This is a genomic window from Streptomyces sp. NPDC086147, assembly GCF_040702165.1.
Lineage (GTDB): Bacteria > Actinomycetota > Actinomycetes > Streptomycetales > Streptomycetaceae > Streptomyces.
Genome location: NZ_JBFBJO010000015.1, coordinates 90,523 through 104,137, shown reverse-complemented (window position 1 = coordinate 104,137; position 13,615 = coordinate 90,523). Strand labels below are relative to the sequence as shown.

9 protein-coding genes are annotated in these 13,615 nt (G+C 73.0%); 2 read left to right on the top strand and 7 right to left on the bottom strand.

Annotation, left to right across the window (positions count from 1 at the left end; translation table 11 throughout):
- Window positions 1-16: 16 nt before the first annotated feature.
- The 7 genes from AB0398_RS26535 to AB0398_RS26505 all read right to left on the bottom strand — a co-directional run bounded on the left by AB0398_RS26535 (window position 17) and on the right by AB0398_RS26505 (window position 10,430).
- A complete protein-coding gene (locus AB0398_RS26535) occupies window positions 17-835 on the bottom strand; it encodes a serine protease (protein WP_366378132.1) in 819 nt (272 codons plus the stop codon).
- A 172-nt stretch (window positions 836-1,007) separates the two neighbouring features.
- Window positions 1,008-2,552 (bottom strand): RNA polymerase sigma factor, encoded by a 1,545-nt coding sequence (locus AB0398_RS26530; protein ID WP_366378131.1) that lies wholly within the window; start codon window positions 2,550-2,552, stop codon window positions 1,008-1,010.
- Between the two features lie 372 nt (window positions 2,553-2,924).
- Window positions 2,925-3,812 carry a FadR/GntR family transcriptional regulator gene (locus AB0398_RS26525; protein ID WP_366378130.1) on the bottom strand — a complete coding sequence of 296 codons (888 nt, stop codon included), beginning with the start codon at window positions 3,810-3,812 and terminating at the stop codon, window positions 2,925-2,927.
- Window positions 3,813-3,972: 160 nt separating this feature from the next.
- Entirely contained in the window at window positions 3,973-5,847 is a 1,875-nt protein-coding gene (locus tag AB0398_RS26520; protein ID WP_366378129.1) for an ABC transporter ATP-binding protein, read from the bottom strand.
- Window positions 5,848-5,967: 120 nt separating this feature from the next.
- Complete coding sequence (locus tag AB0398_RS26515) at window positions 5,968-6,738, bottom strand: NUDIX domain-containing protein (RefSeq protein WP_366378128.1); 771 nt, start codon at window positions 6,736-6,738, stop codon at window positions 5,968-5,970.
- Window positions 6,739-6,859: 121 nt separating this feature from the next.
- On the bottom strand, window positions 6,860-8,896 hold the full coding sequence (locus tag AB0398_RS26510) for a glycogen debranching N-terminal domain-containing protein (protein WP_366378127.1): 2,037 nt from the start codon (window positions 8,894-8,896) through the stop codon (window positions 6,860-6,862).
- 115 nt (window positions 8,897-9,011) lie between these two features.
- A complete protein-coding gene (locus AB0398_RS26505; protein ID WP_366378126.1) occupies window positions 9,012-10,430 on the bottom strand; it encodes a DUF4192 domain-containing protein in 1,419 nt (472 codons plus the stop codon).
- Between the two features lie 316 nt (window positions 10,431-10,746).
- Between AB0398_RS26505 and AB0398_RS26500 the strand changes: the two genes are divergently transcribed.
- The gene (locus AB0398_RS26500; RefSeq protein ID WP_366378125.1) at window positions 10,747-11,862 is read left to right on the top strand and encodes a winged helix DNA-binding domain-containing protein; all 1,116 of its coding nucleotides are present in this window, start codon (window positions 10,747-10,749) and stop codon (window positions 11,860-11,862) included.
- A gap of 188 nt (window positions 11,863-12,050) precedes the next feature.
- Complete coding sequence (locus AB0398_RS26495; protein ID WP_366378124.1) at window positions 12,051-13,586, top strand: ATP-dependent DNA ligase; 1,536 nt, start codon at window positions 12,051-12,053, stop codon at window positions 13,584-13,586.
- The last annotated feature ends 29 nt before the right edge of the window (window positions 13,587-13,615 follow it).

The window sequence follows — 13,615 nt, the reverse complement described above, 5'->3', positions numbered from 1 at the left end:
AGCCTTCGGGGACGTCTCAGAAGCGCTCCGGCAGCACCGTCGAGACGCGCGTGTAGACGCCCGGGTTCTCCGCCTCGCCGCAGCCGCTGCCCCAGGACACCAGGCCGATGAGGAGCCCCTCGGCCACCAGCGGGCCTCCGCTGTCCCCCTGGCACGCGTCCTTGCCGCCCTGCGGGTCGCCCGCGCACACCATCGTGGCGCCCTGGTACCGGACTCCGGAACCACCCGGGTACGCCCGCTCGCACGCCGTGTCCGGCAGCACCTGGACACGCGCCGTCCGCAGCGCGGAGGCGTAGTTCCCCCTGCCGCTCGTGTCTCCCCAGCCGTAGACGTCCGCGGCCGTCCCGGGCGCGTACGCGGTGTCCCCCTCGCGGGCGACACCGATCACGTACGACTCCGGCAGCGCGCTCACCAGCGTCAGGACCGCCAGGTCGCCCGAGTTGGTCGTCGGGTCGTAGTCGGGATTGATCCAGGTGTCGGAGACCCGTACCTCCTGGCCGCCCTGACCGCGCAGCGAGGCGCGGCCGACGATGACCGCGAAGTCGCGCACCTCCCACGGCTCGCCGCCGAGCACCTCCCGGCCCAGGCAGTGGGCCGCGGTGAGGACCTTGGTGGGGGCGACGACCACGCCTCCGCAGAACTGTCCCGCCCGCATACCCCCGAACCGGTCACGGCTGGACAGCGCCACGACCCACGGCGCGTCCACGATCCCGACCTGCCGACCGCCCACCACGACGCTGTCGGCGGCCACGGGGGCGGCGAGGGCGAGGTGTCCCGCCGCCGCGGTGATCAGTCCCAGAGCACCCGTCAATGCTCGGGTGAGGGAACCACGCATGGAGCCTCCTGACTCTCCGGTGATGTCGCTTCACCCAGCGTCCAGCACCCGGAGCCGCGGCGCACACCCGAAGGGCCCGGCTCCCCCTTTCGGGGAGCCGGGCCCTTCGGTGTACCGCTATGTGCCTCGTACGGATCTTCGGATCCGTACGAGGGCGAGCGTGCCGGTCGCGTCAGTCGAGGTAGTCGCGCAGCACCTGCGAACGCGACGGGTGACGGAGCTTCGACATCGTCTTCGACTCGATCTGACGGATCCGCTCTCGCGTCACGCCGTAGACCTTGCCGATCTCGTCCAGCGTCTTCGGCTGGCCGTCGGTGAGGCCGAAGCGCATCGAGACGACGCCCGCCTCGCGCTCGGAGAGCGTGTCGAGGACGGAGTGCAGCTGCTCCTGGAGGAGCGTGAAGCTCACCGCGTCGGCCGGGACGACCGCCTCGGAGTCCTCGATGAGGTCGCCGAACTCGCTGTCGCCGTCCTCACCCAGCGGGGTGTGGAGGGAGATCGGCTCGCGGCCGTACTTCTGGACCTCGATGACCTTCTCCGGGGTCATGTCGAGTTCCTTGGCCAGCTCCTCCGGGGTGGGCTCGCGGCCCAGGTCCTGGAGCATCTGGCGCTGCACGCGCGCGAGCTTGTTGATGACCTCGACCATGTGCACCGGGATGCGGATGGTGCGGGCCTGGTCGGCCATGGCGCGGGTGATCGCCTGACGGATCCACCAGGTGGCGTACGTGGAGAACTTGTAGCCCTTGGTGTAGTCGAACTTCTCGACGGCGCGGATCAGACCCAGGTTGCCCTCCTGGATCAGGTCCAGGAAGAGCATGCCGCGGCCGGTGTAGCGCTTGGCCAGCGAGACCACCAGACGGAGGTTGGCCTCCAAGAGGTGGTTCTTGGCCCGGCGGCCGTCCTCGGCGATGATCTCCAGCTCGCGCTTGAGCTTCGGCGCGAGCTTGTCCGAGTTGGCGAGCTTGTCCTCGGCGAACAGGCCGGCCTCGATGCGCTTGGCGAGCTCGACCTCCTGCTCGGCGTTGAGCAGCGGGACCTTGCCGATCTGCTTGAGGTAGTCCTTGACCGGGTCGGCGGTGGCGCCGGCGACCGCGACCTGCTGCGCCGGAGCGTCGTCCTCGTCCTCGTCGGACAGGACGAAGCCCTTGGTCTCGCCCTCGGTCTCCTCGTCCTCACCCTTGCCGGGAGCGACGTCCTCGAGCAGCTCCTCGCCCTCGACGAGCTCCTCGGAGTCCTTCTTGGACGCGGTCTTCTTGGCCGTCGTCTTCTTGGCGACGGTCTTCTTGGCCGTCGTCTTCTTGGCGACGGTCTTCTTCGCGGCCGCCTTCTTGGCGGCCGAACCGGCCTCGTCGGCCGGGTCGGCGCCCTCGGCGGCGGAGGCCGCGGCCGGGACGGCGGACTTCGTCACGGTCGCCCTGGCGGTGACGGTCTTGGTGGCGGTGCGCTTGGCCGGGCTCTTCGCTGCGACGCTCTTGCGGGCGCGCTTCGGCGACTCCGCTGCACTGACCATCAGCGTCACACCCTCTTCCTCGAGGATCTGATTGAGGCTGCGCAGAACGTTCTTCCACTGGGTTGGCGGAATCTGGTCAGCCTCGAAGGCCCGACGCACGTCATCGCCGGCGATCTGCCCATCAGCCTTTCCCCGCTCGATGAGCGCCATCACAGACTCGGACTCGGCGATCTCCGGCGGGAGCGTACGGGATGTGCTGGCCGACACGAACAACCTCTCGGAACGATGGAAACGGCTTCCGGCCCCGCCCTGGATCGGGCTGGAGCCGACGACCGTCGACGGGGATGTGCCGACGGCGCGGGCTGGACCGGGGAACTGCACAGCGCCTTCGTCGGCTGCTGTATTCCTTCCTCGGCTGTCACCTCTTAGGTCATCGCACGGGTCGGAGGAGTGTTACGCCCAATCTTCGTGGCCCGAGTCACACCTCGTTCGGGGCAAAACTCCCCTATCTACCGATCAGCGTACATTCACGCCGCCGCTTCCCGGGGGCCGCCCGCGAGCGGGCCCGCCGGGCCCGAGCGGCGCCCGGGTCCGGTGGCACGCGGCGCGCGCCCCCCGCTCCCGGCCACGGCTCGCGGGTCAGTGTTCGCGGGGGGCCGGGACGACACGCTCCACCTCGGGGTGGACCGTGAGCAGCTGCCGCATGGCGGCCTCGGCGCCCTGCGCGTCGCCGGCGGCGAGCGCGTCCGCGATCCGGGCGTGGTGGGCGAGGCAGGCGTCGCTCGGCCGGTCGCAGCCGGTGACGGGGCCGCCGGAGACCTGGAGCGCGGCGGCGACGATGCCGGAGAGGTGCTCCAGCATGCGGTTCCCCGCGAGCTGGATGAGGAGGGAGTGGAACTCGGTGTCGGCCCGGGAGAAGGTGACGGCGTCCCCCTGGGCGAACGCGTGGCCCATGATCTCGACCATGTCGGCGAGGCGCTGCTGCACGTCCTCGCGGCCGTGTCCGGCGGCGAGGCGGGCAGCCAGGGGCTCGATCGTCCAGCGCAGCTCGTTCAGCTCGCGACGCTGGTCCTCCCGCTGCGGGCCGAAGGCGCGCCACTCGATGATGTCGGGGTCGAGGAGGTTCCAGTCGCTGACGGGCCTGACCCGGGTGCCGACGTTGGGGCGGGCGCTGACGAGCCCCTTGGCCTCGAGGACGCGGAGCGACTCGCGCACGACGGTGCGCGAGACCTCGAACCGCTGGCCGATCTCCTCGGGAACGAGCGGACGGTCGGCTCCGAGGTCGCCGGAGACGATCATCTGGCCGAGCTGCTGGACGAGCTGACCGTGCAGCCCGCGCCCTCGGCTGCCCGCGCTCCTGCGGCCGACGCGGCCCAGGTCGGTTTCCACCCCCTCCCAGGAGGGCGGACCCACGCGCCCGGCGGCGGGGGTCTCCGCGTAGGGGTAGCGGTCGAGATCGCCCGTGGCGCCGAGGCCGGAGTCGACGGAGCGGGCGGCGGTCATCATGGTGTGCGCAAGGGTACTCACGCATCCTTTGTCGGCGCTGCCTCCGCACCCCTTGAGGTCTTTGGTGAAAAGCACACGAAAGGGTGATCGGCACCCCTTACACAATTGACGATAAATAGGACATAACACCCGTATTGCACGGCAGTTGGCGGCGACCCGGAACCTTTCGGTCCGCGCATGGTCACCAACGGGCTCTGCGGCGAAGGCCGGTGAGCAGATAAGCGCAGAACAATCCCGTCAACGTCAGGGAGAGCGCTACTCCTGCGGGCTGCCCGAGCACGCGCAGCCCCCCGGTCAGCCAGCGGTCCACGGCCGGAGTCCAGTGCGGTCCCGCGAACTCGCGCAGCCGCGCCGGGAGTCCGGCGGCCGACCGCACCGACGGCCCCGTCAGCACCTTCTGCAACAGCGGCACGAAGGCGACCGGTACGGCGAGGACGGCCGCCATCCCGGCCGCGGCGGCCCGGAACACTCCGGCCCCGAGCACTCCGGCCCAGGCGCAACCGACGAGCAGGCCCAGCCAATTCGCGCAGAACGTCGGCCATTTACGCGGTACGGGGATCAACTCGGCTCCGTAGAAGAGCCGCAGGGCCCCCAGATCGACCGCCACGACGAGCGTCCCGAGCACGAGGGCGACGGCCGCGGCCACGGCGAGCTTCGCGAGCAGCAGGCCCGGCCTGCGGGGTACGGCTCCGCGGCCCGTGGTGAGCGCGGGGTAGCGGTACTCCTCCGCGAAGGAGAAGGCACCGAGCAGTCCGGCGCCCAGGGCGGCGGGCGGCAGTGGGGAGATCGCCGGCCAGCCGGCGAGGACGGCGGGCAGCGCGGTGCGGCCCCCCCGCCCGAGGAGCAGGGCGAGCGTCACGGAGACGAGGAGGACGCCCGCCACGACGAGCGGCGTGGACGGCACGCCCAGGAGCCGGCGGACCTCGTAACGGAGCGGGCGCAGGGGCGAGCGCATCGGCCGCCGGGCGACGACCGGCTGCTCCGTCGGGTCGCCATGGGCGACGGTGGAGGGGGGCGAGCCGACGACGCCTCGTGACGTGGACCCGGACGCGGACCCGGACGCGGTGGCGGTGGCAGTGGCGGTGGAGCTTGGTCCAGCGGCGTTTTCCCCGCCGGTGGCGCCCTCCCCCTCGGCGCTTCGCTCGTCCCCCATGCCGACATCGATACCGGGTGCACCGGTCACACCGGTGTCGCCCGTCTCGTCCGCGAGATGGTGGACCGGTACGCCGTGTCGGAAGGCCGTGTCCCCGACGGACGCGCAGTCGCTGCCGTAGACGGACAGCCGGTTGCCGCCCTCCGCGACCGCCTCGACCGGCCGGCGGGCGGCCCTCGCCTCCTGGGTCACGGCCGCGGCCAGACGCGCGGCGTGCGGGGTGCGGACGGTGACCCGGGGGCGCAGCCGGGTGCGGGCGAACTCGACGGCCTCCTGGGCGGCGACGAGCCGACCTCCGTCGAGGGTGACGACCCGGTCGGCGTTGCGGGCGGCGTCCTTGGGGTCCGCCGTGGTGTAGAGCACCGTGCCCCCCTCGGAGGCGTGGACGCGCAGGAAGCCGTACAGCCACGCGCTCTCGGAGGCGGAGAGACCGGCGCCCGGCTCGTCGAGCAGAAGCGTGTGGGGTGCGCCCAACAGGGCCGAGGCGAGGCCGAGTCGGCGGTCCGCGCCGATCGGCAGGCTGCCGATCGACCGGCGGTCCAGGCCAGTGAGGCCCACGCTCCGCAGCAGCCCCTCGGCGCGTGAGACCGGGGCCCCCGTGGCGGCGCAGAGCATCCGGAGCTGGCTCCGAACCGTGCGGGAGGGGTGGCCGGGGACGTCGCCGAAAAGCACGCCGACCTCGCGGTGGGGGTGGGCGATGCGGTGCAGCGGCCGACCGCGGAAGTAGGTGATCCCGCGCCCCGGCTCGAGTTCGAGCATGAGCCGGAGGGCGGTGGTCTTGCCGGAGCCCGAGGAGCCGAGGAGGGCGGTCACGGCGCCCGGCCGGGCCTCGAAGGACAGATCGTCCACGGCGGGCGGGCGATCGCTGCGGGGAGTGCTGGTCAGTCCGATTGCCTGGAGCATCGCTTCTCTCGCGGTAGGTGACACCGCTCCGCGGCAGGGCGGCGCTACCGCAGCAAGATAACGCTACATTTCGGACTTTCCGCGCAGGGTTGGGGCTCTGGGCGCCGGATGTCCCTGCCCTCAGACCTCGGGGCGCAGCATGGGCGGGTTGAGGAGGGTCGCCCCACCTGCCCTGAAGAGCTGGGCGGGACGCCCTCCCTGACGGGTCGTGGTGCCACCGGCCGGAACCAGGAAGCCGGGCGTGCCGGTCACCTTGCGGTGGAAGTTGCGCGGATCCAGGGCCACGCCCCAGACCGCCTCGTAGACGCGCCGCAGCTCTCCGACCGTGAACTCCGGCGGACAGAAGGCCGTGGCCAGGGAGGAGTACTCGATCTTGGAACGGGCGCGCTCCACCCCGTCGGCAAGGATCCGGGAGTGGTCGAAGGCGAGCGTTCCCGCTCCCCTGCCCTCGGCACCGGCGGCCGCGTCCTCCACGAGCAGTTCTTCGACGGGGGCCCAGCGGGCACTGTTGGCGTCGCCGCCTGCCCTGGGCGCGGGCAGGTCCGGCGCGAGGGCCAGGTGCGCGACGCTCACCACGCGCATCCGGGGATCACGGTCGGGCGCCCCGTACGTCGCCAGCTGCTCCAGGTGCGCGCCGTTGCTCGGCACGGGTGCCGGGGCGTTCGGATCGTACGCGCAGAGGCCGGTCTCCTCGACCAGCTCGCGCGCCGCCGCGGCACCGAGGTCTTCCTCCGCCCGCACGAAGCCGCCGGGCAGGGCCCAACGCCCCTGGAACGGTGTCTCTCCGCGCCGTACGACCAGGGTGCAGAGCGCGTGGCGCCGCACGGTGAGCACGACCAGGTCGACGGTGACGGCGAAGGGCGGAAAGGCCGACGGGTCGTAGGGAGGCATGCCGCGATCATAGTCGTCTTCCTGACGATAAACACGCCCCGCGGGATCTTCGGCGACGACTTCCCCGGCATGCTCCCCGGCGTGCGGCGAAGCGTCCCTCGTGTCCGTACCCGCCATTCCGTCACACCCCCAGTTGAAGACCGTCCGCGGCCTGCTCGACCATACCGAGACCGAGCCCGCTCACCCGCACGGCGAACGGCTCGCCCGCGACCACGAGCCCCGACAGGCGGAGCGCTCCGAGGGGCGCGGAGGCCGGCGGGTGCACCGAGACGGACCGGCCTGGCACGTCGGGCCGGATCCCGGCGAGGGCGAGAAGTGCGTGTACCGCCCCGGCGGCCGCGACGGCCGCCGGCCGGCACGCGGCCGGGTGGGGCACCGGGCGTCCGCCCGCCGTCCGCTGTTCCCCCGCGTACATCTCGGGGAGCCGGTGACCGAAGACCTCCGCCGCGCCGAGCAGTCCCCGCAACAGGGAGGCGGCCTCCCTTCCGTACCCCGCGGCGGTGAGACCGGCCACGGCAACCGCCGTGTCGTGGGTCCGGACCACGCCCGTCCGGTGGCCGAAGGGGTTGTGGTCCGGTTCTCTGGTGCCCAGGCCCCGCAGCCCCCAGCCGGAGTCGAGGGCCGGGCTGCCGAGCAGCCGGGTCACCCTTTCGGTCTCCGCCCCGTCCAGCAGGCCCTGCGCGTACCGGCCGCCGCCCAGGAGCCCGGTGTCGAGCAGATGCGCCGCCCAACCGCCCGGCCGGTGCCAGGTCCGGCCGTCCGCCGTACGGGCGAGGACGGGACCGCCGCCCGCGCCGTCGTCGGTCCAGAACGCGCGCCGGAACCGCTCGCGCAGCGTCCTCGCCGTGTCGCGCAGCGCGTCGCCGCCGGGTCTTCCGCAGGCGTCGAGGAGGTCCGCGCCGAGCAGGGCCGCCCGGTGAGCGTGCGCCTGCGTCTCGGCCCGCCGGGGTCCGGCGGGCCCCGGGTCCGGCACGAGACCGTCCGCTCCGACGGCGCGGCGCAGCCAGTCGAGGCAGCGCTCCGCGACGGGGAGCAGTTCCTCCGAGTCCGTCGACGGCAGTCCCCAGCGACGGGCCTCGGCGAGCACGACCGGGAAGGCGAGCGTGGCCTCGATGCCCGTGCAGCGGGGTGGAAGGCCCGGACCCGCGTCTCTGAGGGGCCCGGTGAGACGTCCTGACTCCGTTGCTTTTCCGGGGAGTTGGGTGCGTCCGGCGGCGCGCAGGGTGGTGGCGGCGAGCCGGGTGCCGAGGGGGAGGGCCATCCGGGCCGCCCAGAGCGCTTCGGCGGTGACCGGTCCGCAGCGCCAGGGGACGCCGGCGGCGAGGTACACGTCCGCGGGGTGCTCCGGGGTGCGCTGGAGCAGGGCCCGCAGGTCCTCGACGGAGGTGCGCAGCAGTTCTCCGACACGTGGGTCGTCGGCCTCGGCCCGGACCTCGGCGAGGAGATGGCCGCCCGGTCGGCCGGGGCCCGCCCCCGGGGCGCCCGTAGGACGGGCCCCTGCCTCTCCTCGTACCCGGAGCCGGATCGTGAACGCGGCTCCGGGAGCCAACTCGGCCTCCCAGCGCAGGACTCCCGCCGCCGCCAGGGAGTCCATGGGCGCCGGATCCGCGGTGACGACGGCGGACCGCCCGTCGCTCCCGGTCCAGCGCAGTCCGGTTCCGTGGACGCTCGCCGTGAGTTCGGGTCCGGGCCTGCCGGTCGCCACCGCGCCCAGGTCCGCGAGATCCGTTCCCAGAGCGATTTCCACGGGGAGCTTGAGGGAGCGGGCGGCGGCGCTGCGCAGGGTGATCCCTTCGGTGCCGTCGGCACTCCGTGTGCGTTCGACGGTGAGACCGGGGTCTGGTCCCGCTTCTCCGGGGACGCGCAGGACGCCGAGGAACACCGCCCGGTCGGCGGACGCCATGCGGCCCTGGAGGGCGACGGGCTCCCGGCCCGCCACCCGCAGGACACTGCGGGAGAGGAGTCGCCGTCCCGCCGCGTACACGCCTTCCGGTCCCTCGCCGGTGAGCTGGCCGTGCTCGGCGCAGACGGCGAGGGCGGGCAGGGCGACGCAGACGAGCGCTCCGTGCACCGAGGGGAGCTCCACCGGGCTTGTCGCGCGCGGGAGCACGGCGCCGGGGGCGGGGCGGCCTGGGGTCGGAACGGGGCTGGAGGCCATGGCGGGTAAGGGATGCTCTCTGTGCGGGCCGGGCGGCCGGCGGAATGTCGGCGGCACGGTGCGTGCGTCTCCGTCAGAGAGCTGAACGCGTCCGCGGGCGGCCGGGTCACGGCCGTCATCGGTCGCTCCTGGTTCCGCGCGGTCCGCCGTGGCGCGGGGAGCCGCCTCCCGGCCGGTCGGCGGCGGGCCCGCCGGGCCGGACTCCGGCCGCCGTCCGCCGGTCCCGCGTTCCGGTCTGCCGCCCGGCCCTGCCCAGGGCCGGGCGGGCGCCCTGCCGATGGGAGGCGCGCATCCGGATCCGCCGGGAGGACGCCGGGACGACCTGCTCCGGGGCGGTCCGGGAGTCCCGCTCGCCCCTCAGGCAGGAGCGGAGCGATTCGGGGTCGAGTCCCTCGTTGCACGCCTGGTGGAGCAGCTGGGCGAAGACGTACTCGGGGTCGGCTTCGAGCGCGAGCCCGAGGGCGACCCTGGCCGTCGGCTCGTCACCGGTGGACCAGGCCGTCCAGCCCGCGAGGGTGAGGGGTGCGGCGGCGTGCTCCTGGTAGGGCGTGACGCAGCGCCGGGCCAGCACGCGCCAGAGCCGCAGGGCCGCGGTGCCCTCCCAGCCTTCCATCCATTCGGCGGCGCGGTCCCGGGTGACCCGGTCCTGGAGGCCGATGATCAGCGCGGCGGCCTCGTCGGGCGTGATCAGGGCGTCGTCGGCCGCGTCGCCCTCGGCCGTGTCGGCGACGGTCTTTCCGGGAATGGACACGCCCGGCGGGTTCGCCCGTGGTTTCGGGGACTTCGGAGTGTTCGGGGTGGCGAAGCGGCGGAGGATCTCGCGGGCGACGCGCAGGGTCTCCTCACGCAGCTCCGTACGCCCCCGGTCTTCGGCGCCTTCGAGGATCCGGGGGACGATCGAGGCCGCGGCCGCGTCGAGCGCGGCCCGCTGCTCTTCCTCCCCGGCTCCGCCGGCCGGCTTCAGCCGGGCTTCCATGTCCCGCAGGGAGCCCCGCAGTCGCACTCCGGCGTACGTGGCGGTCGCCGCCATCACCGTCGTGCCGCTGAGCGCGAGCGGAGTGCCGTCGGGCGGGCAGCAGCGCACGTCGGGACAACAGTAGGAGAAGTAGAGGCCGTCGGAGATGCAGATGGCTTCGTAGACGGGGATGTCAAGGGCTCCACAGGCGATGCGCAGTCGCTGGGAGAAGGGGCGCAGCCGCTCCATGACACGGCGGCCCGTCTCGCCGGGGGCCGGGTCCTGGCAGAGGAAGACGACGATGCCGTCCGGGCGGGCGCCGGCCCGGGCGCCTCCTTCGACGAGGCACTCGGCGAGGTGGTCGGCGGTGGACGCCCATTCGCGGGGCGAGCTCGGGATGCCGAGCCTGATCCGACCGCCGAAGCGGCCGCGTTCGCCGTGGAGGGCGACCAGGACGACGGAGTCGGTGGGGTGGAAGCCCAGCATGAACGGCAGGGCGTCGGCCAGTTCGGCCGGGCCGCGCAGGGTGATCTGCTGGGTACGGGAGGGTCCGTTGGTTTCGTGGTGATTCGTGTTCATGACGAGGACGTTCTCGCGTTCTTCCGAAATCCGAAACCCCTGTGGATAACTCATGGATCGAGGCATCTGACCGCCTTTCAAGTTATCCACAGATTCGTCGCCGATGCCCCCGATGTCCGAGGCACCGGGTTGCATGGAGGCATGACCCACACGACGTTCTCGAAGATCCGGTCGCGCTGCGAAGCGGCGTGGGCCGCGTTCGTCCGGTTCGGCCGGGGCGGCGGGAACTCTGCTGCTCACCGGCGGAACGGGCGCTTCCCGATGCCCCGTTCGGGCAGGATGGCAGGCGATCTACGACCTATGCCGAGGAGCGCTCATGCAGGTGACTCAGGATCAGGTACTCGCCTGGCGGCTGCGGCGGCAGAGCCTCGCTCCCCGGCGGACGGCTTCCGTCGCGGAGCTGGTGCGGGAGCTCGCGGGAGTGCAGGCGCAGGTGGCCTCGTCCGCAGAGCTCGCCCTCGCCACCCGACAGCGGAAACCGAAGGCCGGCGCCGTGGAGAAGGCGCTGGAGGCCCGCGAAGTGGTCAAGACCTGGGTCATGCGGGGCACGCTGCACCTCGTGGCGGCCGATCACGTGGCGGCCTGCCTCTCCCTGATGGCCGCGGCGCGTACCTGGGAGAAGCCGGCCTGGCAACGCACGTTCGGGGTCACGCCGACGCAGATGACGGCTCTCGGCGAGGCCGTCGACGAGATCCTCGCCGGCAGGACCCTCACCCGTCAGGAACTCACCGAGGCCCTGGTCGCCCACGACCGGTTCGCCGACATGGAGGCGCAGCTGACGTCCGGCTGGGGGACGGTGCTCAAGCCGCTGGCCTGGACGGGAAGGCTGTGCCACGGGCCGAACCGGGGGAACCGCATCACCTTCGCCTCGCCGCGCGACCGGGTGCCCGGCTGGACCGGGACGATCGAACCGGCGGAGGCGGCCCGCACCGTGATCCCCGCCTATCTCGGGGCGCACGGACCGGCGACCCCGCAGACCTTCGACGCCTGGCTGACGCGGAACGCGCACCGCAAAACGGTGGTGAGGGGCTGGTTCGCCTCGCTCGGCGAGGAACTGACGCAGGTGGAGGTGGACGGAACGGCGTGCTACATGCGCGCCGAGGACGTGGACGCACTGGCGGCGACCGGACCGTCGGAGGAGGTGCGGCTGCTGGCCGGGTTCGACCAGTACGTGCTGGGGCCGGGCACGTCCGACACGCGCATCCTGCGGGCGGAGCGGCGCAAGGCGGTGAGCCGTACGTCCGGCTGGATCACGCCCGTGGTGGTGTACCGGGGGCGGGTCGCCGGGGTATGGGAGATCACCGACGGGACCGTGGACGTGCAGTTGTTCTCCGAGAGCCCCGAGGTGCCGAAGGAGGCCCTGGAGGCCGAGGTCGGACATCTGGAGGTGTGCAACGGCCGGTCGTACGCGATGTCGGTACGGACGATCTGAGACCCGTCGGTCCGGCTCGCACCGCGGGTTCTCGCCGGCGGGCGCCTCCCGCCGCCGGTGCGCGGGGTCCGGGCGGCGAAGGGACGGCGAGCGGTTCGGTGTGCCGCGCCGTACCGCGCGGGCGCGGGTGAGCAGACTGCGCGAGCAGGGCCTGATCGAGGGCCGTATCGACTGAGAGGGCTTTCCGCATGAGACTCGCCGACATCGCACGGGCGTCCCGGGACATCGGTGCCGCCTCCGCGCGTACGGAGAAGGTCGCGTTGCTGGCCGAGCTGTTCCGGGCGGCCGACCCCGCGGACGCCCCCGTCGTGATCATGTATATGGCCGGGCGGCTGCCCCAGCGCAGGATCGGTGTCGGCTGGAGCGCCCTCAAGGAGCGGCGGGAACCCGCCGTCGAGCCGCGGCTCGGAGTGCGGGAGGTCGACGCGCTCCTCACCCGGATCGCCGCCGTGTCCGGTAAGGGGGCACAGGGCGAGCGGAAGAGGCTCCTCGACGAGCTGATGGGCGCGGCCACCGAGGAGGAGCAGCAGTTCCTCCTCCGTCTGATCAGCGGGGAGTTGCGGCAGGGCGCCCTCGACGCCATGGCCGTGGAAGGCCTCGCCTCGGCGGCCGGGGCGCCGGTCGCCGACGTTCGGCAGGCGGTCATGCTGAGCGGTTCGCCGGCCGCCGTCGCCGAGGTGCTGCTCTCCCGAGGTCCTTCCGCCCTCGCCGGGTTCCGGCTCACGGTGGGACGTCCGGTGCTGCCGATGCTGGCCCACACCGCCAAGGACGTCGACGAGGCCCTTGCCAGGACCGGGCCCTCTGCCCTGGAGGAGAAGCTCGACGGCATCCGCATCCAGGTGCATCGCGACGGTGACGACGTGCGCGTCTTCACCCGTACGCTCGCCGACATCACCGACCGGACCCCCGAAGTGGTGGCGCTGGTCCGCGCGCTCCCCGTGCGGCAGGTGGTGTTGGACGGGGAGTTGCTGGCCTTCGACGAACGGGGACGGCCGCGGCCGTTCCAGGAGACGTCCGGACGGACCGGCTCCACCCTCGACGTGGCGGGTGCGCAGACGACGGTGCCGCTTTCTCCGGTCTTCTTCGAGGTGCTGTACGCCGACGGCGAGGACCTGCTCGCCATCCCGGCCGCCGAACGGCGCGTGCTGCTCGACCGGTTGGTGCCCGAGGCACAGCGTGTGCGTCGTCTCGTGGTGGCGGACCCGGCCGATCCGGAGGAGCGCGCGGCCGCGGCGGCGTTCGCCGCCGAGGCACTCGAACGGGGCCACGAGGGTGTGGTCGTGAAGTCCCTCGACGCGGCCTACAGCGCGGGGCGCCGGGGCGCCTCCTGGCTGAAGGTGAAGCCGGTGCACACCCTGGACCTGGTGGTCCTCGGCGCCGAGTGGGGACACGGCCGGCGCACCGGGACGCTGTCGAACCTGCACCTGGGCGCGCGGGCGGCCGACGGCTCCTTCGCCATGCTGGGGAAGACGTTCAAGGGCCTGACCGATGCCCTGCTCGCCTGGCAGACCGAGCGCCTGAGGAAGCTGGCGGTCACGGAGGAGCGCTGGGGCGTCACTGTGCGCCCCGAACTGGTCGTCGAGATCGCCTTCGACGGCGTCCAGCGCTCCACCCGCTACCCCGCGGGCGTCACCCTCCGCTTCGCCCGCGTGGTCCGCTACCGCGAGGACAAGCTCCCGAGGGACGCGGACACGGTGGAGTCGGTGACGGCGCTCCTGCCGTGACCGGAGCGCCTGCCGGGCCGGGCGCTCCG

What these genes read in the sequence shown, in the direction of transcription:
- AB0398_RS26500 (WP_366378125.1), top strand. Translation starts at nt 10,747, where the DNA reads ATGCAGGTGACTCAGGATCAGGTACTCGCCTGGCGGCTGCGGCGGCAG.
- AB0398_RS26515 (WP_366378128.1), bottom strand. Translation starts at nt 6,738, where the DNA reads ATGCCTCCCTACGACCCGTCGGCCTTTCCGCCCTTCGCCGTCACCGTC.
- AB0398_RS26510 (WP_366378127.1), bottom strand. Translation starts at nt 8,896, where the DNA reads ATGGCCTCCAGCCCCGTTCCGACCCCAGGCCGCCCCGCCCCCGGCGCC.
- AB0398_RS26505 (WP_366378126.1), bottom strand. Translation starts at nt 10,430, where the DNA reads ATGAACACGAATCACCACGAAACCAACGGACCCTCCCGTACCCAGCAG.
- AB0398_RS26535 (WP_366378132.1), bottom strand. Translation starts at nt 835, where the DNA reads ATGCGTGGTTCCCTCACCCGAGCATTGACGGGTGCTCTGGGACTGATC.
- AB0398_RS26495 (WP_366378124.1), top strand. Translation starts at nt 12,051, where the DNA reads ATGAGACTCGCCGACATCGCACGGGCGTCCCGGGACATCGGTGCCGCC.
- AB0398_RS26520 (WP_366378129.1), bottom strand. Translation starts at nt 5,847, where the DNA reads ATGCTCCAGGCAATCGGACTGACCAGCACTCCCCGCAGCGATCGCCCG.